Here is a 26,327-nt window from a genome sequence, read left to right as displayed (position 1 = left end):
GCGCGACGGGGGCGAGTACGCTCGGAGCCACGATGCCGGATGACCTGTTGACGATCGGCGAGGTGGCTCACCGGACCGGGGTCGCCACCTCCGCGCTGCGGTACTGGGAAGAGTTGGGCCTGCTCACGCCGCAGGTCCGGGTCTCGGGGCAGCGGCGCTATCCGCCGTCGGCGGTCGGGGTGGTCGGCGCGATCCTGCTGATGCGGGACGCCGGATTCACGCTCCGCGATCTCAAGGCGCTCCTCGTCCCCTCGCCGCCGTCCGATGAATGCCGCCAGGAGATCCTCCGGCGCAAGCTCACCGAGCTGGACGAGCGGATCGCCCAGGCCCAGGCGGCGCGGACCGCCGTCGCCCATGGCCTGTCCTGCCCCCACGCGAACTTTCTCGACTGCCCGAACTTCACCGCCGGGGTCGCGGCCCGCCTTGCCGGGGCGTCCCTCGAAGAGGCTCACCGGCACTGAACCTCGGCGCGCCGCGCCCGCCTGCCGGGCTGGACAAACGCGTAACACATAGGTTACATATCTTGGCATGGACGTCTTCACCGCCGTGGCCGACCCGGTGCGCCGCCGCATCGTGGTGCTGCTCGGCGACGGCCCGCTGACCGCCGGCGCGCTGGCGGCCGCGTTTCCCGGCATCAGTCGTCCCGCGGTGAGCCGCCACCTGCGGGTGCTGCGCGAAGCGGGGCTGGTCGCGGCCGAGACGGCGGGACGCGAGCGCCACTACCGGGCCGACCACGGCGCGCTGCGGGAGATCGACCGGTGGCTGGCGACCGTCCGCAGGCAGGCGTGGGACCAGCGGATCGACGCCCTGGGGACGGAAGTCCACCGCACGCGCCGCGACCGTCCGGCGGAGCCGCGGGCCACCGCAGACGAACCACCCACCGATTCGAGGAGCGCGGGATGAAACCGACACCCACCGGCCGGCTGCTCGCCACGGCGACCGGCACCGACCTGCATATGACACGCCAGTACAAGGCCACGATCGAGGACGTCTGGGCCAGCATCACCGAGCCGGAACGGACGGCCCGCTGGTTCGCGCACTGGAGTGGCGAGGGCAGGCCGGGCGCGACGGTCCGGCTCACGCTGACGCACGAGGACGGCCAGCCCGAGAGCGATATGACGATCATCGCCTGCGAGCCGCCGCGACGGCTTGAGGTCGAGACCGTCGACGAGTACGGGCGCTGGCACCTGGAGGCGCGCCTGGACGAAGCCGGCGGCGTGACGACGCTGACCTTCCTGCACCACCTCGACCCCGACACCGACGTCACCACGACCGGCCCGGGCTGGGAGTACTACCTCGACCGCCTCACCGCCTCCATCACGGACGGCCCCGAGCCGAACTTCAACGATTACTATCCCGCGCAAGTCGAGTACTACGGCAACCTCGCGACCGGCTGAACTCATGAGCGGGAAAGAAATGGTGCGGAGCCTGCAGGAGAGGGCGGCCCGCGCACTTCCGGCGGAGCACGTCCGGGACGTTGACGGATGGTGGCTGCGCCATGCCCCAAACTGTTCCTGGTGGGTGGGGACCGTTCTTCCCCACGGCGAAACCAGGCCCGGCGAATTGGTGCGCAGGGTCGTCCAGGCAGAGGAGTTCTACAGCGGACGAGGCGCGGACGCGCGGTTCCAGATCACTCCGGACGTATGCCCGGAAGGGCTCGACGCCGTTCTCGAAGGGCGCGGCTACCGGCGAGAGGACTCCGTGTCGTTGCAGGTAGCGTCGGTTGAGCGCGTCCTGGGGCTGGTGCCGGTCGAGCGCGTTCTGGGGCTGGCGCCGGGCACCCCGCGGGTCCGGTTGGACGATCGTCCGACAGACGCATGGTTCGACGCCTGGCACGCCGTGCACGGCGGCGACCTCCGCTCCGAGCGGGACATGCTCGCCAGGGTGAAAGGGCCGTCCGCCTATGTTTGCGCGATGACCGGGGACGAGGTCGTCGCGGTCGGCCGCGCGGTCGCCGACACCGGTTGGACCGGAGTGTTCAACATGGCCACCATTCCCGCGGCACGCGGAAAAGGCGCCGCACGCACCGTCCTCGCCGCGCTGGCAGGCTGGGGCGAATCCCAGAATGCCGACCGCATGTACCTACAGGTCGAGCACGGCAATGGCCCGGCCATCCGGCTTTACGAGCGGTCGGGATTCAGCGAGGTCAGCGCCTACCACTATCGGACCGCTACGGCGTCCGGCCGGTGATGCCGACCACGCGATCGATCAGCGGAGCGTCGGCGGGAACCTCGACGGCGGGGCCCCACAAGGCGGGGACGGGCGCGTTCGGGACGAACACCGCCACATGATCGAGGCACGCCCGCACCGCCTCCTCGGGCATGTCGACGGGCTGGCCGGTGGCCTTGGCGAGGTCCCAGCCGTGCACCACCACCTCGGTCAGCGCGATCTTGCCCCACACGTCGTTCGGTAGCTCCAGACCTCCCGCGTCGGTACTGCCCTGCCACGCCGCCGGATCCTTCCAGGCCGCGCCGAGCGCCCACAGATGCGCGGCGACGCCGTCCCACCAGTCGTCGCCGAGGTTCGCCGCGCTGGGCTCGCGACCGGCGGACTCACTGGTCTCCTTCAAGGCGAGCGCGGCGGCCCCCTCGGCGACCAGATCCACATGGTCGATCAGGTCACCGACGCTGTAGCCGGTACAGGGCGTGGCGTTGGACAGCTGGTCGCGGGCGACCGCGGCCAGAATCCCGACCATGCGGTCGCAGGCGGGCGTCAGGTCGATCATCGAAGCCTCTTCTCTCGACAGGTCGGCGCAGGCCGCGAAGCGGCCTCGACGTACCGACCCGCGAAACGGCCGAGACTCATCGGTGAGGCGGGCGCCGCGGTCAGAGGTCCTTGACGAAGCGGGCCGAGCGGTCGCAGATGTCGGCGTAGCCGAGGCGGGTGTAGAAGGCGTGGGCGGCGACGCGGCGGCGGGAGCTGGTGATCTCCATGTCGCGGCATCCGAGGTCGCGGGCGCTGCGCTCGGCCGCTTCGAGCAGGGCGCGTCCGATGCCCTGGCCGCGGACGGCGTCGTCCACCACCAGGGCCACCAGGCGGCCGCGGCGCCCGGAACGATCCAGCATCAGCAGGGCGTGCAGAGCCGCGACACCCGCCACGACACCCGCCCCAACGCCCGCCCCGGCATCCGCCTCGTCGCCGTCCGCGGTGGCCACCAGGAGGGCGCTGTTCGGTTCGTCCAGCCAGTGCGCCACGCGGGTCGCGACGTCGTCCGCGTCCGCCGGGTAGCCGAGCTGGTCGAGCAGGACGGTGATGCCGGGCGAGTCACCCGCCACGGCCGGTCTGATCGCGAACGCCATGGCACCAGCCTGGACGATCACCCCGGCCGGGGCGCGATGTCTGAGATCTGCAAAGGGTGGCGTCCGCCACAAGAAAGACGGGGGCGGTGAGCAGAGGGTTCACTCGCGGCAGCACGACGTGAGAGGAGCCGTTCACATGCCCGAAACCCCCGGTTCTGAGTTCTGGAAGGACCTCAAGCCGATCGAGAACTCGCAGAAGCCGGACGCGCTGCCGGAGGTGTACCTGTCCAAGGTCGCCACCGACGACGACCGGTACTACGTGCCGTTCACCGAGACGGTCGGGTCCCGCCCGCTGTGGATCAACGTGAAGGACAACACGTGGTCCGACATCCTGCGGTCCAAGGAGGCCGGGCTCGTCAACCGGCACTACCACCCGCACGAGGTGTTCGCCTACACGATCTCCGGCAAGTGGGGCTACCTGGAGCGGCCCTGGACGGCCACCGCAGGCGACTTCATCTACGAAGCGCCCGGCGAGGGCCACACGCTCGTCGCCTACGAGCACGAGGAGCCGATGAAGACGCTGTTCATCGTCAAGGGCCCGCTGGTCTGGCTGGACGAGAACGGTGACCCCGAGGGGTTCTTTGACGTCCACGACTACATCGACATGTGCCGCAAGCACTACGACAAGGTCGGCCTGGGCGCCGACTACGTCAACGCGCTGTTCCGCTGACCCATGACGACCCTGCTCAAGCGGACCGCTCCCGCCGTCACCGCCGACCGGTACGAGAACCGGCTGCTGGCCGTCCTGTTCCTGGCCTTCGGCTTCGTGTTCTTCGACCGGCAGGCCCTGGCCTTCCTCGCCCCGTACATGGACGACGACTTCGGGCTGTCGAACTCGCAGCTCGGCGTCCTGTCCGGGGTGCTCGCGCTGACGTGGGCGCTGTCGGGGATGTTCGCCGGGAGCCTGTCGGACCGGCTGGGACGGCGCAAACCCATCCTCATCGTCGCCGTCCTGCTGTTCTCGCTGTTCTCGTCGGCGTCCGGGCTGATGACCGGGTTCGCCGGGCTGCTGGCGGCCCGCGCGCTGATGGGCACGGCGGAGGGCGCGGTGCTGCCGATGTCGCAGTCGCTGATGGTGGAGGCGTCCCGCGAGTCGCGGCGCGGGCTGAACATGGGGCTTCTGCAGGGGTCGTCGGCGGGTCTGCTCGGCGGCATCGTCGCGCCGGTCGTCGTGGTGTGGCTCGCGGACACGTTCGGCTGGCGGACGGCGTTCTTCGTCACGATCGTCCCCGGGCTGATCATCGCGGGCCTGATCGCGAAGCTCGTCCTGGAGCGACCGCCGGGCATGGAGCGACCGCCGGGAGCGCGGCGGGCGGACGCCGCGCGGCGGACGGACGCCGAGGCGGTCAAGGTGCCGAAGGTCCCGGTCAGGGAGGTGCTGCGGCTCCGCAACGTCGTGATCTGCATGCTGATCGCGCCCTGCTACCTGACCTGGTTCGTCACGCTGATCACGTTCACGCCCAAGTACCTCACGGACGAGAAGGACTGGGGCTCCGGGACGATGAGCGCCGTCATGACGTGCCTGGGCGTCGCGTGGGTGCTCTGGGGGTTCGCGACCCCGGGCATCTCCGACCGGATCGGGCGGCGGAAGGCGCTGACCGGCTTCACCGTGCTGGCCGTGTTCTGCCCGATCGCCGTCGTGTACGTGGAGAGCCCGGTGCTGCTCGGCACCCTGATGATCCTCACCTACACCGGCCTCGGCTGCTTCACGCTGTTCATGGCGACGATCCCGGCCGAGACCGTCCCGCGCGCCGCGCTCGCCACCGCGCTCGGCGTGATCATGGGCGTGGGCGAGCTGGCGGGCGGGTTCCTCGGGCCGCTGGTGGCGGGCCGCGCGTCCGACGTCTGGGGATTGCAGGCCGCCATGTTCATCGCGGCCGGCGGGGCGGCGATCGTCGTGGCGCTATCGTTCGGGCTCCGCGAGACGGCCCCCGCCGTCCTGCGGCGGAGAGGGGTGACCGCGTGAGAGCGGCCGTCTGGTACGGGGCGCGGGACGTCAGGGTCGAGGACGTGGCGCCGGCCGCCCCGGGCCCCGGAGAGGTCATGGTCACGGTCGCGTACTGCGGGATCTGCGGCAGCGACCTGCACGAATACGCGGACGGCCCGCACGCCATCCCGGTCGGCGAGCCGCATCCGGAGTCGGGACGGGCCGCGCCGCTGACGCTCGGGCACGAGTTCAGCGGGACGGTCGCCGAGGTCGGGCCCGGCGTGTCCGGGTTCCGTCCGGGCGACCGGGTCGCGGTCGAGCCGCACTACCGCTGCGGCGACTGCGCCCGCTGCCTCGCCGGGGAGTACAACCTGTGCCGCCACTTCGGGTTCGCCGGGCTGATGGGCGACGGCGGGCTCGCGGAACGGGCCGTCCTGCCGTCCTACATGCTGCACCGGCTGCCGGACGGCGTCTCGCTGAAGCAGGCGGCCGTGTTCGAGCCGGCGGCGGTCGCGCTGCACGGGGTGCGCCGGTCAGGGCTCCAGGACGGCGAGACGGTCGCGGTCGTCGGGCTCGGCCCGATCGGGCTCCTCGTCGTGCAGCTGGCCGTCCGGTACGGGGCGGGACGGGTGATCGCATGCGATCCGTCGCCGAGCCGCCGCGCCCTCGCGTGCCGTCTCGGCGCGGTCGGGGCCGTGGACGCCGGGGAGCTGCCGCCCGGGGCCGCCGACGTCGCGTTCGAGGCGGTCGGCGCCGAGCGGACGCTGCGCGACTGCCTCGACGCGACCCGCCGCGGGGGCCGGGTCGTCCTGCTCGGCCTCGGCGGCATGGTCACCGTGGACGCGTTCACCCTGGTCAACAACGAGCAGTCGATCATCGGGTCGGTCGGGTACCGGGACTGCCATCCCGAGCTGATCCGGCTCGCCGCCGAGGAGGGCATGGACTTCACGTCCATCGTCACCTCGGTCGTCCCGCTGGCGGAGGTCGTCCGCGACGGGTTCGAGACGCTGATGAACACCATGGAGGAGATCAAGGTGCTGGTGCGGCCATGACCGAGGGCTTCGCGGCAGGACCCGGCGGCTTCGCGGCGGGCGCCGGTGGGTTCGCGGCGGGCGGAGGTGCGTTCGGGGCCGGGGCCGGGGGGTTCGCGGCAGGGGCCGAGGGGTTCGCGGCGGGGCTGTTCGCCGGGCGGCGCGCGTTCGTGACCGGCGGCACGTCCGGGATCGGGTCCGCGACCGCGGTGCTGTTCGCCGACCTCGGCGCCGAGGTCATCGCCCTCGGCCTGCGCCCCGACGACGCCGGCGAGCTGCCGGACCATCCCGGCGTCCGCGTCGTGGAGCACGACGTGCTGGACGGTGGCGGCCTCACCGAGCTGATCGGGGACGCCGGCCCGCTGGACGCCCTGGTGAACTGCGCCGGCGTCAGCCACGACCGCGACGAGTACGACCTCGAACGCTGGCGCCGCGTCCTGGAGATCAACCTGACCGCGACGATGGTGGCCTGCCAGGCCGCCCGCCCCGGCCTCGCGCGCGGCGGCGCGGACGGACTCGCGCGCGGCGGGGGCGCGATCGTCAACGTGTCGTCGATGTTCGCCTACTCCGGCAGCCGCGACCGGCCCGCCTACAGCGCGAGCAAGGGCGGGATCTCGCAGCTCACCCGCTCGCTGGCGGCCGAGTACGCCGACGACCGCGTCCGGGTGAACGCGGTCGCGCCGGGCTTCGTCGTGACGCCGCTGGCCCGCGGGCTGCTGGACGACCCGCCCGCCGCGGAGGCCGTCCGGGCCCGCATCCCGGCCGGACGGTACGGCCGCCCGCGGGAGGTCGCGGCGGCGGTGGCGTTCCTGTGCTCGCCCGCCGCGTCCTACGTCACCGGCGCGATCCTTCCGGTGGACGGAGGATATCTGGCGGTATGACGCCCCTCACCACATAGGCTCTCACCAGGCAGGAGGACCCAGCCGACCCGGGGAGGAGCGCACCATGCCGGCACCAGCCCAGATGATCTCCGAGGCCAGCACGGAGGACGTCGACCCGCGCGAGCGCATCGAGTTCTGGGAGGACTACAACCGCAGGGCGCTGGTCGGGCTGTCCTGCTCCTCCTACTCCGAGCGGGGGCTGCTCGCCCGGCAGGCCAACTTCCGGCTCGGGGACGTCCGGCTCGCCGAGATCAGCGGGAACGCGCACGCCGTCGAACGCACCCCCAAGGTCGCCAGGTCCACGCCGAAGGACTCGGTGTTCGCGACGCTGCTGCTCAAGGGCGAGGCGGTCTTCCTCCACGAGAACGGCTGCCTCGCCGCCACCGCCGGCGACCTCGTCGTGTACGACACGCGCCGTCCGTACCTGTTCGGGTTCTCCTCGTCCATGCGGCAGTTCCTGGTCGACATCCCGCGCGACCGGTTCGTCGAGGAATGCATGGCGGGCGGCGTCCAGGGGCCGATGCTGTTCGGGCGCGGGACGTCCCGCGAGGGCGAACTGGTCGTGGCGCTGCGGTCCGTCTTGGAGAACCCGGGCGCGGCGGGGCCGGAGAGCGCCCGCGGGACCGTCCTCGACCTGATCCGGCTGCTGGCCACCGAGCGTTCCGGCGGACGCGCCGCGCCCGCCGCCTACCAGACCCAGCTCATCGTCGCCGAGGACTACATCGACCGGCACCTGCACGACGCCTGCCTCACGCCCGGCCAGGTCGCGGGGGTGATGGGCGTGTCCGTCCGGCATCTCGGCCGGATCTTCGAGTCGGCGGGGACGACGCCGTCCCGGCACATCCTCGAACGCCGCCTCCAGCGCGCCCACGACGACCTCACCGCCCCCGGCGCCGCGGGCACCACCATCGCCGACATCGCCTACCGCTGGGGCTTTTCCAGCCAGGCCCATTTCGCCCGCCATTTCCGCGCCCGCTTCGGCCGCACCCCTACCGAGACCCGCGCCACCACCCGCTGACCGGCTCGCACGGGCTCGGCCGGGATCGTCGGCTTGCGTGGGCTGGCGCGGGCTTGCGCGCTGGGACGAAGCGCTGAATGATGATTCCCCGCGCTGGACGACCCGGAAAGTGGACAGAGCGAAGTGAATATCGGCGACGGTGGAATCACGGTCAGTTATGAGCCCACGCCCGACGAGGCGGCGCGCGCGTACTGTCACGGCCTCAATGAGCAACTCGCGGGGCCCTATGCACTGAAGGCGTTGTTTCTGATCGGTGCCGCGGTTTTCTGCTTCTCCGTCGAGTACCCGTGGCTGGGCGCCGCCATGCTGGTGTTGGCGGTCGCGGTTCCACTGGGATCGGCCTGGTCGCTCCGGCTGCGCCTCCGCAAGTTGGCCGTGTACATGTGCGTGCCCACGACGATGCGGCTGACCGCCGACGGATGCGAATACCGAACCGATCTGACGACGAGCACAACCTCATGGTCCCTGTTCTCCGAAATCAAGAGCACGCGGGAATTCTGGCTGTTCTATCTGGGCGGGCACCCCGCAACGTTCATTCCGAAGAGCGCGTTCGACGCCGAGCAACAGGCCCAGGTCAACGGTTTCTTCGCCGCCCGAGCCCACGCCGATACCCGCCGAGGGCCGGGTCGGGTCAGCGGCCTCGGAAATCCGGTGGACGGTTCTCCAAAAAGGCCGTGATGCCTTATTTCGCGTCCTCGGTGCCGGCGAGCCCGACCAGTTCCGACAGCAGGTGGGCGATCTGGTCCTCCAGCGGACGGCCCTCGATCGCGAAGAACGAGTCGCGCCCGCGACGCAGGCCGAGCGGGCTCTTGGACGCGATCGCACCGGCCAGCTCGTCCACGCGGGCGTCCAGGTCGGCGCGCGGGACGACCTCGGTGACCAGCCCGATGTCGCGGCCCTCGGCGGCGGTGACGCGGGCGCCGGTGTAGTACAGCTTGAACGCGTGCTTCGGCGCGACGTTCCGGTCGATGATCGCCATGATCATCATGGGCCACAGCCCGACGTTGACCTCGGGGGTGGCGAGCTTGACGTCGTCCGCCGCGATCACCAGGTCGCAGGCTGCCGCGAGGCCGAGGCCGCCCGCGACGGCGTGCCCGGCGAGCCGCGCGATGATGGGCTTGCCGAGCTTGGGGAAGGCCGTGAACAGGCGGAACGGCGCGCTCTGCCGAATCTCGTCCACGTCCGGCCCGCTCCGGCCGGGCCCGCTGAGCCCACCGACACCGGGCCCGCCGCCGAGCCCGCCGAGCCCGCCCAAACCGCCCAGACCAGCGCCGAGGTCGGCGCCGGCGCAGAAGGCCCTGTCCCCCGCGCCCGTCAGCACGATCACCCGCACGGCGTCGTCGCGCTTCGCCCGCTCGAACGCGTCCAGCAGCTCGCCGATCATCTGGTCGTTGAGCGCGTTGCGCGCCTCCGGCCGGTCGAGCGTGACGCGCGCGACCCGGTCGGAGACCTCGTACAGGATCGTCTCGTACCCGCCCGGGCGCGGAGGCGAGGTCGTCACAGGCGTTCGATGATCGTGGCGTTGGCCTGGCCGCCGCCCTCGCACATCGTCTGCAGGCCGTAGCGGCCGCCGGTGCGCTCCAGCTCGTGGAGCAGCTTCGTCATCAGCACGCCGCCGGTGGCGCCGAGCGGGTGGCCGAGCGCGATCGCGCCGCCGTTGGGGTTGGTCTTCTCCAGCGACGCGCCGGTGTCGTGCGCCCACGCCATCGGGACCGGCGCGAACGCCTCGTTGACCTCGAAGACGTCGATGTCGCCGATCTTCAGCCCGGCGCGGTCCAGGGCCTTCTCCGTCGCCGGGATGGGGCCGGTCAGCATGTAGACGGGGTCGGAGCCGCACACCGCGAGGGTGTGGACGCGGGCGCGCGGCGTGAGGCCGTGCCGCCTGACCGCCTCCTCGGACGCGATCAGCACCGCGGACGACCCGATGGAGATCTGCGAGGCCACGGCGGCGCTCATCCGGCCGCCGTCGCGCAGCGCCTTCAGGCCCGCCATCTTCTCCAGGGTGGTGTCGGGACGGGCGCCCTCGTCCTTCGTGACGCCGGCGATGGGCGCGATCTCCCGGTCGAAATAGCCGGCCTCGATCGCCTTGGCGGCGCGCTGATGGCTCTCCAGCGCGTACTTCTCCAGGTCCTCGCGGCTGTAGCCCCACTTCTCCGCCATCATCTCGGCACCGCGGAACTGCGAGATCTCCTGCATGCCGTACCGCTCGACCCAGCCCTCGCCGAACGGGAACGGCATGCCCTTCTCCAGCGCCATGGCGACGGACGACCCGATCGGGACGATCGCCATCTGCTCGACGCCGGCCGCGACGACGAGGTCCTGGGTGCCGGACAGCACGCCCTGCGCGGCGAAGTGGATCGCCTGCTGGGACGACCCGCACTGCCGGTCGATGGTCACGCCGGGCACCGACTCCGGCAGCCCCGCCGACAGCCACGCCGTGCGGGCGATGTCGAGGGACTGCGGGCCGACCTGCATGACACAGCCCATGATCACGTCCTCGACCGCGGACGGGTCGACGCCGGTGCGGTTGACGAGTTCCTTGAGCACGTGGGCCCCGAGGTCGGCGGGGTGGACGTCCTTCAGGCCGCCCTTCTTGGTGCCGACGGGGGTCCGGACCGCGCCGACGATGTACGCCTCGGCCACTGCGCCTCCAAGTTGTGGGGTGGTACCGTCCCGAAACCGAGCGAGATTCGGTTAGTCGATTACGAGGTTACATCGCGGGGCGTCCAAAGCGATATGAGGCGCGACACGCTACGTCCCACCCCCGGCGGACCCCGCCGTCCCGCCCCCGGCGGACTCCGCCGTTCCACCCCCGGCGGACCCCGCCGTTCCGCCCCCGGCGGACCCCGCGCCGGTCCCGGCGGCTGGGCGCAGGCAGCGCTCGCCGTCCGCCTCGTCGCCGAGCGACGCCTCCGCGAGGTCGCGGAGGACGACCGTCAGCTCGGGATGCTCCTCGGGCGACCATCCGTCCAGGTGGCGGGCCAGGCCCTCGCGGCGGACGGTGAACAGCCGCTCGGCGACGGCCTGCCCAGAGCCGGTGATGGCGAGCGTCCCGTCGACGCGCCGGACGTACCCCGAGTCGACGAGCCGGTCGACGAACGGGCGGCCGTGCTCGACGCTGACACCCGCGCGTTCGGCGAGCTCCTGGCCGGTGACCGTCCCGTCCTTGGCGATCCGGCACAGCGCCCACATGCTGCCCGCCGGAAGCGCGACGCCCGAGAGCGAACCCAGCCGGTCGTAGAGTTCGAGGGCCTTCGGGTCCTTCCGCATGAGCTGGCTCAGCGCACGCTCTATCTCATGCCTGGACGACCGGACGGTAGGCGCAGCGCCGAACCCTTCGCCGTAGTCGCGCGTCTGCGAGGTAGCCCGCAGCGGAACCTCACGCAAGAACCAGCTCAGAGCAAACGCAGCCGCCGCCACAGGGACGGCCCACAGGAACACCGAATCGATCGACTGCGCATAGGCGTGCAGGACGCCGTCCTTCACCTCGGCCGGATACCGGTCGAGCAGCCCAGGGTTCCCCTGGACGGCGGACGGATCGAACCCCGGCGGCAGCATCCGCGCCAGATCCTCGACATGCCCGGCCAGCTGGTTGCTGAAGATGGAGCCGGACACCGCGACGCCGAACGACCCCCCGATCTGCCGGAAGAACGTGACACCGGACGTCGCCGCCCCCAGGTCCTCGTACGACACGGCGTTCTGGACGGCGATGACCAGCACTTGCAACACCAGCCCCAGCCCGAAGCCGAGCAGGGCGAACCGCAGGCTCATCGTGAGGGTGGACGCGTCCTCGTCCAGCCGCGAGCACAGGTACAGGGCCAGCGCGATCAGCGGCGTCCCGACCACCGGATACAGCTTGTAGCGGCCGTAGTGGCTGATCAGCTGCCCGGACCCGATCGACGCGACCAGCATCCCGAGCATCATCGGCAGCAGGTGCACGCCGGACAGCGTCGGCGACACCCCGTGCACGACCTGAAGGAAGATCGGCAGGAACGTCAGCGCGCCGAACATCGCGAAGCCGACCGCGAAGCTGATCGCCGCGCCCAGCGAGAACACCGGGTTCGCCAGCAGCCGCGGCGGCATGATCGGCTCGGCGGCGCGCCGCTCCACCAGCAGCCACACCGCGATCAGCGCGACCGACCCGGCGGCGAGCCCGATGATCGGCGCGGACAGCCAGTCGTAGGTCGTCCCGCCCCACGTCGTCATCAGGACGAGCCCGACCGCCCAGCCGACGATCAGCAGCGTGCCGAGGTAGTCGATGCGGTGCCGCTCGCGCTCGCCCGCCGCGTGCAGCACCGCCGCGATCACCAGCAGCGCGACGATCCCGATCGGCACGTTGATGTAGAACACCCAGCGCCAAGACAGGTTGTCGACGAACCAGCCGCCGAGCAGCGGCCCGCACACGCTCGCCACGCCGAACACGGCGCCGAACAGCCCCTGGTAGCGGCCGCGGTCGCGGGGCGGCACCACGTCCCCGACGATCGCGACGGCGAGCACCATCAGCCCGCCGCCGCCGAGGCCCTGCAGGGCGCGGAAGACGATCAGCTCCGTCATGTCCCGCGCGATGCCGCATAGCGCCGACCCGATCAGGAAGATGACGATGGACGTCTGGAACAGCCGCTTGCGCCCGTACTGGTCGCCGAGCTTGCCCCACAGCGGCGTCGACGCGGTCGCCGCGAGCAGGTACGCCGTCACGACCCACGACAGGTGGTTCAGCCCGCCGAGGTCGCTGACGATCGTCGGCAGCGCCGTGGACACGATCGTCTGGTCCAGCGCGGCGAGCAGCATGGCCAGCATGAGCGCGCCGAGGACGACGTAGAGGTCCCTGCCCTTCGGCATCGCCCGCTCGTCCGCCACCCGCCCCGCACGCTCCGCCCCAGCCGTCATGCCGCCCTACCTTCCTGGGGGGCGACCCCCAGACCCCCGGGCCGGTGGCCCGAAGATCCTCGCTTCGCTGCGGTCTTCGGGCCACCCCCGGATGAACGGAGAGGGGTGTACCCACGTGCCCGGCGGGATCACCCGCACCGGCGGGGTCGTGGCGGGCCTCACGGCCGGTGTCGAAACCGGCCCCGGTCGTCAGCCGAGAAGGTCGCGGGCGGTCTTCGCGGCGCCGATCCCCGCGGCCCCGCCTGCGATACCCACCGCGCCCGCCGTGACCCACAGCGGGAGGCCGGGACGGGTCTTGGCGGCGCTCAGCACGTCCAGGGTGTCGACGGCGAGGCCGAGCCGCGTCCACAGGCGCCGTCCGGAGTCGTCGCCGCTGAGCAGGTAGCCGGCGCCGAGCGCGATCTCCCGGGCCCCGAACGCCCGGACCAGGTAGTCGCGGCCCGCGTCGGCGCCCGAACCCAGGCCCATCAGCCGCACGGTCAGCTTCGGGACGGCCAGCGCCGCGAGTCCGACGGCGATCCGGCCGCGCGCCAGGTTGGTCATGAGGCCGTCGAGCCTCTCCCCGCCGCCGGATTCGCCCCTGCCGTCTACTTCCATCGCATCTGCCACAAATGGAGATTATCCGGACCGTCCCGCACCGCCGAGACCCGGGTAACCCTCTCCTTACACGTCTATGGTTCAAGGAGGCGGCACTCCCCTCGGACGGAAGGTGACCATGGAAGGCATCCTCGCCCTCGTCGTCGTGTCACTCCTCGCCGCGTTCTGCGTGCGCTGGGCCGCGGTGCGGCTCCGGCTGCCGATGCCCACCAGGATCGCGGTGATCACCGTGTTCGTGCTGGTCGTGCTGACGCTCTACGGCGACCACCTGCGCACTTGAGTGAACGCCCTGCGAATTGCGTCCGGCGCGCACCGAACTTACCGCCCCGGCAGAGAGTCATAACTGGCGAAACCGGCTTCACGCCCGTTCGCCGTCCCCGCCGGACGCGAGCGGTACCCCGTCCGGCGAGGCCGGCCCGAGCGAGGGAGCGCACAGGTGAACACTTTTCATCCACGGCAGGCAGGCGCGAGCCAGGCCACCGCGGACAGGCAGGATGAAAAAGGTTCAGCGCCGGTGCACCATCCCGCGTCCCCCGCGCACGGCGCCGGCGGCGCCATCGCCCCGCATCTGAGACGCCTGCTGGAGTTCGTCGAACCCGCCCAGGACGACGTGTGCCTGGACGTCGCGCGCGGCCACGGCCCGATGCCCGCCGCGCTCAGCCCGCAGGTACGCCACCTGACCGCCGTCGACGCGATGCCCGCCCCCGCCGAGCCGGCGCCAGGCACGTCACGCCGCATGGCGACGGTCGAGTTCGGAACTGGACCGGTCCGCATCACCGACGGCGACTCCCCGCCCCCGGCGGCCACCACCCGCGAGGACCCGCGGCCCCGTCCCGCCGACCCCGACCGCCCCACGATCAAGGCGGACGCCACCGCCCTGCCGTACAGGGACAACACGTTCTCCCTGGTGACGGCCCGGTTCTCGCTCTACAACCTGGGCGACCCCGACCATGTGCTGCGCGAGCTGCTGCGGGTGTGCCGCCCCGGCGGGCGGGTGGTCATCGCCGATCTGGTCCGCGGCAACCTCACCGGCCCCGACCGGGACCGCATCGAGCGGCTCCGCGACCCCGACCATCCCGGCACCCCGTCCATCGCCCGGCTCACCGAGATGATCACCTCGGCGGGCGGGAGCATCCGCCGCCTGGACGTGTTCACCGTGGAGCGTCCGGTGGAGCCGTGGCTCGCGGGCGCGTGCGACGACGCGACCGCCGACCGCATCCGGGAGGCCCTCGTCGCCGAAGTGGACGGCGGACCGAGGACGGGCGCGAAACCCCGCATCATCGGCGGCGAACTGTGGTTCACCCAGTCGTGGGCGCACGTCGCCGCCGAACCCATCCCCTGACGGGCCGAGAGCCTACGGAACCAGGACGGCCGCGCCGGTGAAACGGTCGGCGGCCAGATCGGCGAGGGCGCGGTCGGCGTCGTCCAGCGCGTATTCGCGGGTCGTGACGGCGACGTCCAGGCGGGCGGCCAGCGTCAGGAACTCCTCACCGTCCGCGCGGGTGTTCGCCGTCACCGACCGGACCTGACGCTCCTGGAACAGATGCCGCTGGTAGTCCAGGGACGGCACGTCGCTCAGATGGATGCCCGCGATGGCGCACGTCCCGCCGCGGTCGAGGCGCTCCAGCGCCGCCGGGACCAGCTCCCCCGCCGGCGCGAAGATGATCGCCGAGTCGAGCGGCGCGGGAGTGGCGTCGAACGAGTCGCCCGCCCAGGACGCGCCGAGCTCCCGGGCCAGCTCGCGAGCGGCCTGGCTGCGCGTGAAAACGTGCACGTCGACGCCCTCCGCGAGAGCGATCTGCGCGGCGAGGTGCGCGGACCCGCCGAACCCCCAGATACCGAGCCGCCCGCCCGGCGGGACGTCGGCGCGGCGCAGCGCCCGGTAGCCGATGATGCCCGCGCACAGCAGCGGCGCCGCGCGGACGTCGTCCAGCTCGGACGGCAGCGCGTAGGCGTAGGCGTCGACGGCCAGGGCGTACTCGGCGTAGCCGCCGTGCGCGTCCCAGCCCGTGTACACCGACGACGGGCACAGGTTCTCGGCGCCGCGACGGCAGAACCGGCACGCGCCGCACGTCCCACGCAGCCACGCGACGCCGACGCGGTCTCCGGCGCCGTGCAGCGAACCGGCGCCCGCGGCGACGACCTCGCCGACGATCTCGTGGCCAGGCGTCACCCCGGGCAGGTGGACGGGCAGGTCGCCCTCGGCGACGTGCAGGTCCGTCCGGCAGACGCCGCAGGCCAGGACGCGCACCAGCAGCTCCCCCGGCCCAGGGGACGGCACGTCGCGGTCGGCACGCCGGAGCGGGCCCGACGAGATCGGAGCGGGACTCTCGACCGACCACGCCCGCATGACGTCAGGGCGTCAGCGGGAGCTCGAACCAGACGGCCTTCCCGTCGGACGTCGGCCGCGCGCCCCAGCGGGTCGCGAGCTGGTCGACGAGGTAGAGCCCGCGCCCGCCCTCGTCGGTCTCGCCCGCACTGCGGATGCGCGGCAGCCGCATGTCGGCGTCGAACACCTCGACCCAGATCGCGTCCGCGCCGCGGCGCAGCCGGAGCCGGAACTCCTTGGTCGGCGGCTCGCGGCGGCCGAGACCGGCGCCGAGGTTCCAGTCGTCCTCGTCGAAAGCGCCGCCGTCGAACGAGCCCCGGTCGAACGAGCCGCTGTCGAACGAACCACCCTCGAACGGATCGCCGTCGAGCGAACCCGCGCCGAAGTCGGTGTTGAACTGCACGGCGGGCGGCGCGCTGAGCGGCTCCCCGCCGCGCCCCGGCTGCCCGGCCGGGACCGGGACGACCATCTCGCGGCGCGGCGCGGGCGTCGCGGTGGCGTGCAGGACGACGTTCGTGACGACCTCGGAGACGAGCAGGCAGGCGAGCTCGGACTGCTCGTCCAGCATCCCCCAGGACGCGAACGCGTCGGCGGCCATCCGGCGGGCCTCCGACACCATGATCGGCTCGGCGGTGAAGGTGCGCTCCTCGACCGCCAGCTCGTCGCCGGCGGTGCGGATCACGACGATCGCGACGTCGTCGGCGATGTCGCCGGGAACGGCGTCGTAGGCGGCGTTCGCGATCGTCTCCACGCCGCCGCGCGCGACCTTCGCGACGGCCGCGCGGACCCGCTCCCGCGACTCCTCGCGGGTGTAGTAGTCGCCGTCGTCCTTGGGCCTGCGGTCGATGAGCCCGTCGGTGTAGAGGACGAGCGTGGAGCCGGGCTTCAGCTCCGTCGTCTCCTCGTTGAACAGGATCTCGCCGCCCATGCCGGGGGCGCGCAGGCCGAGCATGCCGCCCTGGCTCTCGAACGACAGCTCGCTGACCTGGCCGTCCACGATCAGCATCGGCGGGTCGTGCCCGGCGTTGGCGAACTCCAGCACCCGCGACCACGCGTCGTACACGAAGTAGGTGCAGGACACGAGCGGCGGGCGGACGAGGTCGTCGCTGTTCCAGCCGGACCGCATCCGCTCGGGCCGCGTCATCGTGCGGACCCACTCGTCCAGCTTGCGGAGAATGTCGGCGGGCGGCTTGTCGTCCTGCGCGAAGGCGCGCAGCGCGGCGCGGAGCTGGCCCATCACGGCGGCGGCGCGGGCGCCGCGGCCCTCGACGTCGCCGATGACGAGGCCGACGCGGCCCGCCGACAGCGGGATGACGTCGTACCAGTCGCCGCCGACCTGCGTCTGGATGCCGTGCCCGTGCGACTCCAGCGGACGGGCCGGCTCGTACCGCCAGGCGATCTGAAGGCCGTCCAGCCGGGGCGGACGGTCGCCGGGCAGCAGGTGCTTCTGGAACGCGAGCGCGGTGTCGCGCTCCTCCTCGAACAGCAGCGCGTTGTCGACGGCGAGCGCGACGCGGCTGGCGATGGCGCCGAGCAGGTCGCGGTCGAAGCCGTCGTAGTGCGGGTCGGGCCGCTTGGACAGGTTCGACAGCGCGAGGCTCATCACGCCGAGCAGCTCACCGCGCACCAGCAGCGGCGCGGAGATCACCGAGGTGATGCCCATGGCGTCGCCGAGCCGCTTGGACGACTCCGTCGGCGCGGAGAACCGGTGCTGGACCATGTCCTCGACGAGGACGGCGTCGCGCCGGCTCATCGCCTTCTCGCTGAAGTGCCCGGGCGGGTAGTGGACGGGCTCGCCGACCTCCGCCCACGTCCCGGGAGGCGGCTCCCACCCGCCCGCGTGCCGCGACACGCGACGGTAGAGCCGGTCGCCGCTGTAGAGGTCGATGAAGCAGTGGTCGGCGAACTGCGGGACGAGCGTGTCGGCGACGCGGCGGAGCGTGCTCTCCAGCTCAAGTGACCCGGCGAGCCGTTCGCCGATGCGCTCCATCAGGCCGTAGCGGTCCTGCTCACGCTGGTTGGAGCGGAGCGCCTCGCGCGCGAAGATGACGACGCCATCGACGGCGCCGGACGGGTGACGCAGCGGAACGGCGTGCGCGCGGGTGTAGACGGTGGTGCCGTCGATGCGCAGGTTGCAGAACGTGCCCTCCCACACACCGCCCTTGAGGACGTGCTTGGCCAGCTCGGTGGCCTGCTCGTGGTCTTCTTCGGCGATGCCCAGGGAGAGGATGGAGTGGCCGATGATGTCGTCGCCGCCGAACCCGAACAGCTGGCGGGCGAAGGCGTTGCCGTAGATGACGTTGCTGAAGCGGTCGCAGACGATGACCGCCATCTCCATCTGGTTGAGGACGGTCTCGGGTGGCAGATGCGCCTCGTCAGGCGCTTCCCCCCAGTGCTTCATCTCCCCATCCCGATACCAGTAGCGGGCCCGCCGGTGACCGCATTCTCCCGGCACGGCCATCCGCCGCCGCCCCGCGCGATGATCACCGGGCGTCGCGGCGCGGCTGCCGCGTGTACGTCTTCCGTCGTATTGAACGACGAACCCGCCGTCGGGATACGCCCGAAAGGCCCGCTGCTATGGAGATCTTCGGTATAGACCTTCGGTACGGCGCCCCGTACGCCCGCTCCCGCACCCGCCGGTGCGCCCGCGCGCACCCCCGCCGCACGCACGCCGACCGTGTCAGCGCCTGCTGACGAAGACGTGCTCGGCGATGTCGCGCGGCAGTTCCGTCGCGGGACTGTCGGCCTCGTCGTCACTGATCACCTGCACCCCGTCATCGGTCGCCCGAAGCGTCACCTCTCGTCCCGGTTGTATCCCTATTTGCTTGAGTCTAAGCATCAGGTCGCTGTCGCTCTGCACCTGCTCGCTGATCCGCCGGATCACGGCGCCGGCGCCGGCGGGGCTGGCGATGGCGGTCATCACCGACAGCAGCGCGGAGTCGCTGTCGTCGCCGTGCCCACCCAGTTCGTCCAGGCCGGGGATGGGGTTGCCGTGCGGGCAGGTGGTCGGGTTGTCGAGCAGGGAGACGAGGCGGCGCTCCACGTCCTCCGACATGACGTGCTCCCAGCGGCACGCCTCGATGTGGACGTCCTCCCAGGGCAGCCCGATCACGTTGACCAGCAGGCATTCGGCGAGCCTGTGCTTGCGCATCACCCGGGTGGCGAGGCCGCGGCCGTTCTCGGTCAGTTCGAGATGCCGATCGCCCTCGACCCGCAACAGGCCGTCGCGCTCCATCCGCGCGACCGTCTGGCTCACCGTCGGGCCGCTCTGCGAGAGCCGCTCCGCGATGCGCGCGCGAAGAGGAATGATCCCCTCTTCTTCGAGCTCGAAAACCGTCCGGAGGTACATCTCCGTGGTATCGATCAGGCCGTGTGAGGTCACAGCTCCCTCCTTGTGAACACCTTGCGTCCTCGTCCGGCCGGCACGTGGCAGCTCTCCTGCGGACAGGCCGGACGGGAAAAGTGCTCAGTCTTATGATCAGGAGTCTACTTGCTTGGACCTCTCATCGCCTGGCCCAGCGAATATCCCCCTGAAGCCGGGTAGTGGGAACGCAAGATGAACGCGAAAACTTCCCAGGACGCCGAACCCTTCCTGCCGGACAGCCCGGAGGGGCGGTCCGATCTCGACGAGCTGCGCCACGCGGCGGCCGGTTGCCGCGGCTGCGGGCTGTACGAGAACGCCACCCAGACCGTCTTCGGCGAGGGCTCTCCGGGCGGACGGGTCATGTTCGTCGGCGAGCAGCCCGGCGACCAAGAGGACCGCAAAGGCCGTCCGTTCGTCGGCCCGGCCGGACGCGTCCTCGACCGGGCGCTGGCCGACGCGGGGATCGAGCGCGGCGACGTCTACGTCACCAACGCCGTCAAGCACTTCAAGTTCAAGCGGCGGGAGGGCGGCGGGAAGCGGCGCATCCACGAGCCGCCGAGCGCGGCCGAGGTCCGCGCGTGCCGTCCGTGGCTGCTGGCGGAGCTGCGGCTCGTGGACCCGGACGTCGTGGTCGTGCTTGGCGCCACGGCGGGCAAGGCGCTGTTCGGCTCGTCGTTCCGCGTGACCAGGCTGCGCGGGCGCCTGCTCCCGCTCCCCGACCTGGAGACGATCGGCACCCCGGCCGCCGGACGGGAGCTCGGGGACGAGCCGCCGGACCGGGCCGACGTGCAGATCGTCGCGACGATCCACCCGTCCGCCGTGCTGCGCGCCGAGGACCGCGACGCGATGTACACCGGCCTCCTGGACGATCTCAAGGTGGCGGCATCGGCTCTGCGCTGAGACGTCAGCGCTCCGGTGACACTTCGGGGCTTCGGTGAGACGTCAGGTCTCCTGCGACGCTCTCGGTCGTGCGGGTGTCGTAGCGGAGCAGCGCGGGGACGGCGAACGCCGCCACGACGACCAGGACCGCGCAGGCCAGCCCGCCGCCCACCCAGGACGCGGTCGCGCCGGTGACGCTCGCGGTCGCGCCCGCGCGGACGTCCCCGAGCCGCGGCCCGCCCGCGACGACGACCGTGAACACGCCTTGGAGACGGCCGCGCATCTCGTCGGGCGCGTACGTCTGGAGCATCGACTGGCGGAACACCGCCGACACCAGGTCGGCCGCTCCGCCGACGGCGAGCAGCGCCACCGCGAGCCACAGCCGTCCGGTCAGCCCGGCGGCGGCCACCGCCAGCCCCCAGACCACGATGGACACGACGAGCGCGATGCCCTGCTTGCGGACGCGTCCAATCCAGCCGGACGACAGCCCGCCGAGGAACGCTCCAACCGCTATCGCGGCGAACAGGTACCCGACCGCGCCCTCACCGCCGAAGCGCGTCTCGGCCACCTCGGGGAACAGGGCGCGCGGCATTGCGATCCCCATCGCGATGACGTCCACGACGAACGACATCATCAGGACCGGCTGCCCGGCCAGGTAGCGCAGGCCGTCGAACACCGCCCGCACGCCCGGCGCGCCGGCGACGTCGCCGAGCGGCGGTATCGGCGGAAGGCGGAGCGCCGCGTACAGCGCGACCGTGAACAGCACGGCGTCCAGCGCGTACGCCGCCCCGTAGCCCCAGCGGGCGAGGATCACGCCCGCGAACAGCGGCCCGGCCAGCCCGCCGGCCATGAGGACCGTGTAGTTGAGCGTGTTGGCCGCCGGGACGAGCGGCGCCTCGATCAGCCGGGGGATGATCGCACTCCGGGCCGGCGACGACACCGCGAACCCGATGGCCTGGACCGCGACCACCGCCATGATCAGTCCGAGGTTCTCGATGCCGAGCAGCGCCTGGGCGAACAGCAGCAGGGTGGCCGCCCACATGACGCAGGACGAGGCGAACAGCAGCCTGCGCCGGTCCATGTGGTCGGCGACCGCGCCGCCCCACAGCCCGAACACGATCAGCGGGACGAGGTTGGCGACGCCGAGCGCGCCGACCCAGAACGACGACCCGGTCATGTCGTACACCTGGACGGGGACGGCCACGGCGGTGACCTGGAATCCGACGAAGGACACTCCCTGCCCGACCCACAGCCGCCGGTAGGCGGGGTGCGCCAGCGGCCGGGTGTCGATCGCGAGCCCGCGCAGCCCCCCGCGCCGGCCGCCGTGCCGCGCCTTCCGCTGAGCCTTCACGGGGTGGTCGGGGTCCGCGGCGGGGTCCGCGGCTTGGGGGGTTCGGAGGTGTCAGGAGCGTGGGTGGGGGTTGACTGCTGTTCCGGTGTCACGGAGACAGTCTCTCCCTCACCCACTCCCCCTGCTCGCCCCGGGTGGCCCGCCGGTAGCGGACGCGGTCGTGCAGGCGGTCGCGGCGGCCCTGCCAGAACTCGATCGACTCCGGGACGAGGCGGTAGCCGCCCCAGAAGTCCGGCAGCGGGATGGCGTCCGCGGGCCGCGCGGGCGCGTCCGGCGGCTCCTCGGGCCAGCGTTCGGCCAGTTCGGCGAAGCGGCGCTCCAGGACGTCCCGTCCGGAGATGACGCCCGACTGCCGCTCGCTCGCCCACGCGCCGAGCTGCGAGCCGTACGGGCGCGTCCGGAAGTAGGCGGCCGACTCGTCCCGCGACAGCTGTTCCACCGGCCCGGCGACGCGGACCTGCCGGTGCATCGCGTGCCACGGGAACACGAGCGCCGCGCGCGGGTTCTCCGTAAGGTCGCGGCCCTTCTGGGACGTCAGGTTCGTGAAGAAGCGGAACCCCTGCGGCCCGTACCCCTTCAGCAGGACGGTCCGCGCGCTCGGGACGCCGTCGCCGGACGCCGTCGCGAGCACCATCGCGTTCGGTTCGGGCAGCCCGAACGCGTGCACGTCGGCGAACCACCCGGCGAACAGCGCGAGCGGATCGGCGGGGAGCGCCGACTCGGACAATTCGCCCCCCTCGTAGGATCTGCGGAGCCGGGCCGGATCGGGCGTCCGGGCTGGGTCGGGCGTTGGGTAATCCACAGACTCAGACCCTCTCACCTGGTCCTTGTGCAACACCCAGGACCCCTGGGTACTGCACGGTAAGGCAGGCAGGGTTCAATGGCACGGCACCGCCTTATCACTCTTGGAGACGAAAGGCAGGACGACATGTCCGACTTCAAACCTGGTCTCGAGGGGGTCGTGGCCTTCGAGACCGAGATCGCCGAACCGGACAAGGAGGGCGGCGCCCTCCGCTACCGGGGCGTCGACATCGAGGAACTCGTCGGCCGCGTCTCCTTCGGTGACGCGTGGGGTCTCCTCGTCGACGACAGCTTCGACCCGGGCCTGACCCCCGCCGAACCGCACGTCCTGCCGGTCACGTCCGGCGACGTGCGCGTCGACGTGCAGAGCGCCCTCCCCACCCTCGCCCCCGCGTACGGGATGCGGCCGCTGCTCGACATCTCCGACGAGGAGGCCCGCGCCGACCTCGCCCGCGTGTCGGTGACGGCGCTGTCGTTCGTCGCGCAGTCGGCGCGCGGCATCGGCGTCCCGATGGTCCCGCAGGAGCGGATCAACGCCGCCGGGACGATCACCGAGCGGTTCATGGTCCGCTGGCGCGGTGAGCCCGATCCGAAGCACGTCCGGGCCATCGACGCGTACTGGGTCTCCGCCGCCGAGCACGGCATGAACGCCTCCACCTTCACCTCGCGGGTGATCGCGTCCACCGGCGCCGACGTCGCGGCCTGCATCTCCGGCGCGATCGGCGCCATGTCGGGACCGCTGCACGGCGGCGCCCCGGCCCGCGTCCTGCCGATGATCGAGAAGGTGGAGCGGATCGGCGACGCCCGCAAGGTCGTCACCGACATCCTCGACTCCGGCGAGCGGCTGATGGGCTTCGGCCACCGCGTCTACCGCGCCGAGGACCCGCGCGCCCGCGTGCTGCGCCGCACCGCCAGGGAGCTGGACGCGCCGCGCTTCGAGGCCGCGAAGGCGCTGGAGGACGCCGCCCTGTCCGTGCTGCGCGAGCGCCGTCCCGACCGTCCGATCGAGACGAACGTGGAGTTCTGGGCCGCGGTCATCCTGGACTTCGCCGAGGTCCCGACCGCGATGATGCCCGCCATGTTCACCTGCGGCCGCACCGCCGGGTGGGCCGCGCACATCATGGAGCAGAAGCGCACGGGACGTCTCGTCCGGCCGAGCGCCAGGTACACCGGGCCTGGAACCCGTTCGATCGACGACGTCACTGGGGCCGCCGAGGTCCTCAAGCGGCACGCCCACTGACCCCCTCTCTCGTCTGTCCCCCCGTCCCTCCTTTTTCGTCCCTCCGAGCAAGCCCGAGGCCCCCGGTTCGATCCGGGGGCCTTGCCCTTTCGGGCCCGTTCCGGGCTCCGACCGCCGTGCGGCCGTGCGTGGGACCCGGCCGCCTTTGCCATCATGGGCGCCATGGGTGACGAGCACGACGAGCCGCTGGAGGGCGACATCGGCCCGGCCGCGTCCCGTCCCGCCCCTTTCCCGGGCACGGAACCTTCGGGCACGGCGTCGTCGGGCAGGGCGTCGATGAGTGCGGCGGCGGGGCCGGAGGCCGCCGCGGAATCGCGGCGGTACGAGGCGGAGCGCGAGGAGCGGCGGCGCAGCACCGACGCCGTGTCGGGACGGATCGCCGCCGCGGCCACCGCGCTCTTCCTGGCCTTCCTGATCTACGACTCCGTCGACACCGCCGTGGAGGCCCACGGCCGGGGCGACGACTGGATCTACCCGCCCGCGGTGATCGCCGTCACCTGCGCGATCGCGCTGGTGACCCTCCTTGCCTGGGCCGTGCGACGGGTGAAGTAGCCTCTGGTGAGTGACCGAAAGCGCTAATCCCACCATTGACATTCCCGCCGATCTGAAGCCTGCGGACGGCCGATTCGGATGCGGTCCGTCGAAGGTCCGGCCGGAGCAGCTCGCGGCGCTCGCGGAGTCCGGCTCGACGTACCTCGGGACCTCGCACCGGCAGAAGCCGGTGAAGTCTCTCGTCGGTCGCGTCCGGGAGGGCCTCGGTGAGCTTTTCTCGCTGCCCGAGGGGTACGAGGTCGTGCTCGGCAACGGCGGCACCACCGCGTTCTGGGACGCGGCCGCGTTCGGGCTCGTCCGGCAGCGGTCGCAGCACCTGACGTTCGGTGAGTTCTCCAGCAAGTTCGCCAAGGTCACCACGAGCGCGCCGTGGCTGGGCGACCCGACCGTCATCACCGGCCCGCCCGGGACGCACCCGGAGCCGTCGGCCGAGGAGGACGTGGACGCCTACGCCCTCACCCACAACGAGACCTCGACCGGCGTCGCGATGAGGATCGCGCGCCCGGCGGGCACCATCGCGCGGGACGGGCTCGTGCTCGTCGACGCCACCTCGGGCGCGGGCGGCCTCCCCGTGGACGTGACCGAGACGGACGTCTACTACTTCGCTCCGCAGAAGTGCTTCGCGGCAGACGGCGGCCTCTGGGTGGCGCTCGCGTCACCGGCGGCGCTTGCGCGGATCGACGAGATCGCCATGTCCGACCGGTACATCCCTGAGTTCCTCAACCTGAAGACCGCCGTCGACAACTCCGCCAAGGACCAGACGTACAACACCCCAGCCGTGGCCACGCTGCTGCTGTTCGCCGAGCAGATCGAGTGGATGAACGGCCAGGGCGGCCTGGAGTGGACGACGTCCCGTACGGCCGACTCGTCCCAGCGGCTCTACACGTGGGCGGAGAAGACGTCGTACACGGCGCCGTTCGTCGTCGACCCCGCGCAGCGTTCGCAGGTGGTCGGGACGGTCGACTTCACCGACGACGTGGACGCGGCGGCCGTCGCCAAGACGCTGCGCGCCAACGGGATCGTCGACACCGAGCCGTACCGCAAGCTCGGCCGCAACCAGCTCCGCATCGGCATGTTCCCGGCGATCGACCCGGACGACGTCGAGGCGCTCACCGCCTGCGTCGACTACGTCGTCGAACGCCTCTGACCACACCGGCGCCCGCAGCCATGAGCGGTTCAGGCGACGGAGAGTAGGCCGCCGGTGCCGCCGAGACGTTCCACGACGCTGTGGATCAGGCCGGCGCGGTCGCATTCCTCGTCGGCGTGGGTGAAGCCCGTCCAGACGCGGTCGTCCAGGTCGGTGTCGCGTGCCGTCGGCTGGAAGTTGGCCGTCGCGAGCACTTCGGGCAGGTCGCGGCGTCCTGGACGGCGTTCCATGCCGACCTTCAGGTAGGTGCCTTCGCGGAGCATGACGACGGTGGCGAACTCCACCCGCGTGTGCCGCTCGGCCTCCCGGAACCAGCGCGGGTTGGACGCCCAGTAGATGTTCTGGGCGGTGTCCACGGCAACGGTCAGCGGGCTGAGCGCGGCCCGGGCCAGATGCACCTCGGTCGGACGGTCGCGGTCGACCCAGACGAGCGCGGCCCGTCCGACCAGGGCCTCCAGTACCGCGGTCACGTCGGACGGGCCGTCGCAGCCCGCGAGGAGCTGGAAGATCGGTTCGCTGTCGGTGGCTCCGGCGGCGGGCGGCAGCGCGAAGCGCGACCGGAGGTCGGCGACGTCGATGTCGCCGTTGTGGGTGGCGACGACACCGGCGGACGGGCCGCCCGCGGCGGCCGTCCCGAGGACGACCATCGGGCTGGCGTTGTCCGCCTCGGCGGGCGAGCCCTGCGTCGCCCAGCGCGTGTGCCCGAGGACGACCGGCGCGCGGTCGAGCTCGGGGAGGAACTCGGGCCGCCAGACCCCCGAGAAGCGGCCGCGTCCCTTCACCACGCGGCAGCCCACCGCGGGTGCGGCTCCGCAGCCGCTCTCGTGCCCCCCGACCCCCGGCCCCCCGAGGCCGGGCCAGCCGCCGAGCCCCGGCCAGCCGCCGAGGAGCGCCAGCCCGGCCGAGTCCGTGCCGCGCTCCTCAGCGAGCGCGCCCAGCGTGATGAACACGTCCGAGGCGGGCCCCGGGTCGTCGGCGAACGGCGAGCGCACTATCCCGAACAATCCGCACATGCCAGATGAGA

The 26,327-nt window shown here is 72.0% G+C and carries 28 protein-coding genes; 16 read left to right on the top strand and 12 right to left on the bottom strand.

Annotated elements, in window-relative coordinates; all coding sequences use genetic code 11:
- The first annotated feature begins 32 nt into the window (after positions 1–32).
- The 4 genes from ACH34T_RS25155 to ACH34T_RS25140 all read left to right on the top strand — a co-directional run bounded on the left by ACH34T_RS25155 (position 33) and on the right by ACH34T_RS25140 (position 2,190).
- Positions 33–461, top strand: a complete 429-nt coding sequence (locus ACH34T_RS25155) for a MerR family transcriptional regulator (RefSeq protein ID WP_396023372.1) — start codon at positions 33–35, stop codon at positions 459–461.
- Positions 462–528: 67 nt separating this feature from the next.
- On the top strand, positions 529–903 hold the full coding sequence (locus ACH34T_RS25150; RefSeq protein ID WP_396023371.1) for an ArsR/SmtB family transcription factor: 375 nt from the start codon (positions 529–531) through the stop codon (positions 901–903).
- Entirely contained in the window at positions 900–1,397 is a 498-nt protein-coding gene (locus ACH34T_RS25145) for an SRPBCC family protein (protein ID WP_396023370.1), read from the top strand. The genes ACH34T_RS25150 and ACH34T_RS25145 overlap by 4 nt, the downstream gene beginning before the upstream one ends.
- 4 nt (positions 1,398–1,401) lie before the next feature.
- Complete coding sequence (locus tag ACH34T_RS25140) at positions 1,402–2,190, top strand: GNAT family N-acetyltransferase (RefSeq protein WP_396023369.1); 789 nt, start codon at positions 1,402–1,404, stop codon at positions 2,188–2,190.
- Here the strand turns inward: ACH34T_RS25140 and ACH34T_RS25135 are convergent.
- Both ACH34T_RS25135 and ACH34T_RS25130 read right to left on the bottom strand, forming a co-directional pair.
- Positions 2,171–2,725 (bottom strand): TIGR03086 family metal-binding protein, encoded by a 555-nt coding sequence (locus tag ACH34T_RS25135; protein ID WP_396023368.1) that lies wholly within the window; start codon positions 2,723–2,725, stop codon positions 2,171–2,173. The genes ACH34T_RS25140 and ACH34T_RS25135 overlap by 20 nt on opposite strands.
- Before the next feature lie 100 nt (positions 2,726–2,825).
- The gene (locus tag ACH34T_RS25130; RefSeq protein ID WP_396023367.1) at positions 2,826–3,299 is read right to left on the bottom strand and encodes a GNAT family N-acetyltransferase; all 474 of its coding nucleotides are present in this window, start codon (positions 3,297–3,299) and stop codon (positions 2,826–2,828) included.
- 136 nt (positions 3,300–3,435) lie between these two features.
- On the opposite strand from ACH34T_RS25130, the gene ACH34T_RS25125 reads away from it, so the two are divergent.
- The 6 genes from ACH34T_RS25125 (at position 3,436) to ACH34T_RS25100 (ending at position 8,834) form a co-directional block, all read left to right on the top strand.
- Positions 3,436–3,969, top strand: coding sequence for a 2,4'-dihydroxyacetophenone dioxygenase family protein (locus tag ACH34T_RS25125; protein WP_396023366.1), 534 nt, complete (start codon positions 3,436–3,438; stop codon positions 3,967–3,969).
- A gap of 3 nt (positions 3,970–3,972) precedes the next feature.
- Positions 3,973–5,265, top strand: a complete 1,293-nt coding sequence (locus ACH34T_RS25120) for an MFS transporter (protein WP_396023365.1) — start codon at positions 3,973–3,975, stop codon at positions 5,263–5,265.
- Entirely contained in the window at positions 5,262–6,278 is a 1,017-nt protein-coding gene (locus ACH34T_RS25115) for a 2,3-butanediol dehydrogenase (RefSeq protein ID WP_396023364.1), read from the top strand. The genes ACH34T_RS25120 and ACH34T_RS25115 overlap by 4 nt, the downstream gene beginning before the upstream one ends.
- A complete protein-coding gene (locus ACH34T_RS25110; protein WP_396023363.1) occupies positions 6,275–7,138 on the top strand; it encodes an SDR family NAD(P)-dependent oxidoreductase in 864 nt (287 codons plus the stop codon). Before ACH34T_RS25115 ends, ACH34T_RS25110 begins: the two co-directional genes overlap by 4 nt.
- Positions 7,139–7,202: 64 nt before the next feature.
- On the top strand, positions 7,203–8,156 hold the full coding sequence (locus tag ACH34T_RS25105) for a helix-turn-helix domain-containing protein (RefSeq protein ID WP_396023362.1): 954 nt from the start codon (positions 7,203–7,205) through the stop codon (positions 8,154–8,156).
- A 123-nt stretch (positions 8,157–8,279) separates the two neighbouring features.
- Positions 8,280–8,834, top strand: a complete 555-nt coding sequence (locus ACH34T_RS25100; protein ID WP_396023361.1) for a YcxB family protein — start codon at positions 8,280–8,282, stop codon at positions 8,832–8,834.
- A 4-nt stretch (positions 8,835–8,838) separates the two neighbouring features.
- Here the strand turns inward: ACH34T_RS25100 and ACH34T_RS25095 are convergent, their stop codons facing one another.
- The 4 genes from ACH34T_RS25095 to ACH34T_RS25080 all read right to left on the bottom strand — a co-directional run bounded on the left by ACH34T_RS25095 (position 8,839) and on the right by ACH34T_RS25080 (position 13,652).
- Positions 8,839–9,657: an enoyl-CoA hydratase/isomerase family protein gene (locus tag ACH34T_RS25095; RefSeq protein WP_396023360.1), complete on the bottom strand. Its 819-nt coding sequence runs from the start codon at positions 9,655–9,657 to the stop codon at positions 8,839–8,841.
- The gene (locus ACH34T_RS25090; RefSeq protein ID WP_396023359.1) at positions 9,654–10,799 is read right to left on the bottom strand and encodes an acetyl-CoA C-acetyltransferase; all 1,146 of its coding nucleotides are present in this window, start codon (positions 10,797–10,799) and stop codon (positions 9,654–9,656) included. Before ACH34T_RS25090 ends, ACH34T_RS25095 begins: the two co-directional genes overlap by 4 nt.
- Before the next feature lie 108 nt (positions 10,800–10,907).
- A complete protein-coding gene (locus ACH34T_RS25085) occupies positions 10,908–13,043 on the bottom strand; it encodes an MFS transporter (protein WP_396023358.1) in 2,136 nt (711 codons plus the stop codon).
- A 189-nt stretch (positions 13,044–13,232) separates the two neighbouring features.
- Positions 13,233–13,652: a hypothetical protein gene (locus ACH34T_RS25080; protein ID WP_396023357.1), complete on the bottom strand. Its 420-nt coding sequence runs from the start codon at positions 13,650–13,652 to the stop codon at positions 13,233–13,235.
- 106 nt (positions 13,653–13,758) lie between these two features.
- On the opposite strand from ACH34T_RS25080, the gene ACH34T_RS25075 reads away from it, so the two are divergent.
- Positions 13,759–13,920, top strand: a complete 162-nt coding sequence (locus ACH34T_RS25075) for a hypothetical protein (RefSeq protein WP_396023356.1) — start codon at positions 13,759–13,761, stop codon at positions 13,918–13,920.
- Between the two features lie 234 nt (positions 13,921–14,154).
- On the top strand, positions 14,155–14,982 hold the full coding sequence (locus tag ACH34T_RS25070) for a class I SAM-dependent methyltransferase (protein ID WP_396023355.1): 828 nt from the start codon (positions 14,155–14,157) through the stop codon (positions 14,980–14,982).
- 12 nt (positions 14,983–14,994) lie between these two features.
- Here ACH34T_RS25070 and ACH34T_RS25065 read toward each other — a convergent pair whose 3' ends face one another.
- From ACH34T_RS25065 to ACH34T_RS25055, 3 genes are all read right to left on the bottom strand, one after another.
- Positions 14,995–15,990, bottom strand: a complete 996-nt coding sequence (locus ACH34T_RS25065) for a zinc-dependent alcohol dehydrogenase family protein (protein ID WP_396023354.1) — start codon at positions 15,988–15,990, stop codon at positions 14,995–14,997.
- Between the two features lie 4 nt (positions 15,991–15,994).
- Positions 15,995–18,370, bottom strand: coding sequence for a SpoIIE family protein phosphatase (locus ACH34T_RS25060; protein WP_396023353.1), 2,376 nt, complete (start codon positions 18,368–18,370; stop codon positions 15,995–15,997).
- 279 nt (positions 18,371–18,649) lie between these two features.
- Positions 18,650–19,351, bottom strand: coding sequence for a metal-dependent transcriptional regulator (locus ACH34T_RS25055; protein ID WP_396023352.1), 702 nt, complete (start codon positions 19,349–19,351; stop codon positions 18,650–18,652).
- 174 nt (positions 19,352–19,525) lie between these two features.
- On the opposite strand from ACH34T_RS25055, the gene ACH34T_RS25050 reads away from it, so the two are divergent.
- On the top strand, positions 19,526–20,233 hold the full coding sequence (locus tag ACH34T_RS25050; protein WP_396023351.1) for a UdgX family uracil-DNA binding protein: 708 nt from the start codon (positions 19,526–19,528) through the stop codon (positions 20,231–20,233).
- A 4-nt stretch (positions 20,234–20,237) separates the two neighbouring features.
- Here the strand turns inward: ACH34T_RS25050 and ACH34T_RS25045 are convergent, their stop codons facing one another.
- Positions 20,238–21,563, bottom strand: coding sequence for an MFS transporter (locus tag ACH34T_RS25045; protein WP_396023350.1), 1,326 nt, complete (start codon positions 21,561–21,563; stop codon positions 20,238–20,240).
- Positions 21,564–21,651: 88 nt separating this feature from the next.
- Entirely contained in the window at positions 21,652–22,290 is a 639-nt protein-coding gene (gene pdxH / locus ACH34T_RS25040) for a pyridoxamine 5'-phosphate oxidase (RefSeq protein ID WP_396023349.1), read from the bottom strand.
- A gap of 201 nt (positions 22,291–22,491) precedes the next feature.
- Here pdxH and ACH34T_RS25035 point away from each other — a divergent pair, with 201 nt between their 5' ends.
- The 3 genes from ACH34T_RS25035 to serC all read left to right on the top strand — a co-directional run bounded on the left by ACH34T_RS25035 (position 22,492) and on the right by serC (position 25,303).
- Positions 22,492–23,604: a citrate synthase 2 gene (locus tag ACH34T_RS25035; protein ID WP_396023348.1), complete on the top strand. Its 1,113-nt coding sequence runs from the start codon at positions 22,492–22,494 to the stop codon at positions 23,602–23,604.
- Between the two features lie 162 nt (positions 23,605–23,766).
- Positions 23,767–24,156, top strand: coding sequence for a hypothetical protein (locus tag ACH34T_RS25030; RefSeq protein WP_396023347.1), 390 nt, complete (start codon positions 23,767–23,769; stop codon positions 24,154–24,156).
- Positions 24,157–24,166: 10 nt separating this feature from the next.
- Entirely contained in the window at positions 24,167–25,303 is a 1,137-nt protein-coding gene (serC, locus tag ACH34T_RS25025) for a phosphoserine transaminase (protein WP_396023346.1), read from the top strand.
- A gap of 29 nt (positions 25,304–25,332) precedes the next feature.
- Here serC and ACH34T_RS25020 read toward each other — a convergent pair whose 3' ends face one another.
- Entirely contained in the window at positions 25,333–26,307 is a 975-nt protein-coding gene (locus tag ACH34T_RS25020; protein WP_396023345.1) for a hypothetical protein, read from the bottom strand.
- Positions 26,308–26,327: the final 20 nt, after the last annotated feature.

The organism is Actinomadura sp. 9N215 (genome assembly GCF_044326345.1).
GTDB lineage: Bacteria > Actinomycetota > Actinomycetes > Streptosporangiales > Streptosporangiaceae > Spirillospora.
This window is presented reverse-complemented; position numbering and strand designations above follow the sequence as displayed.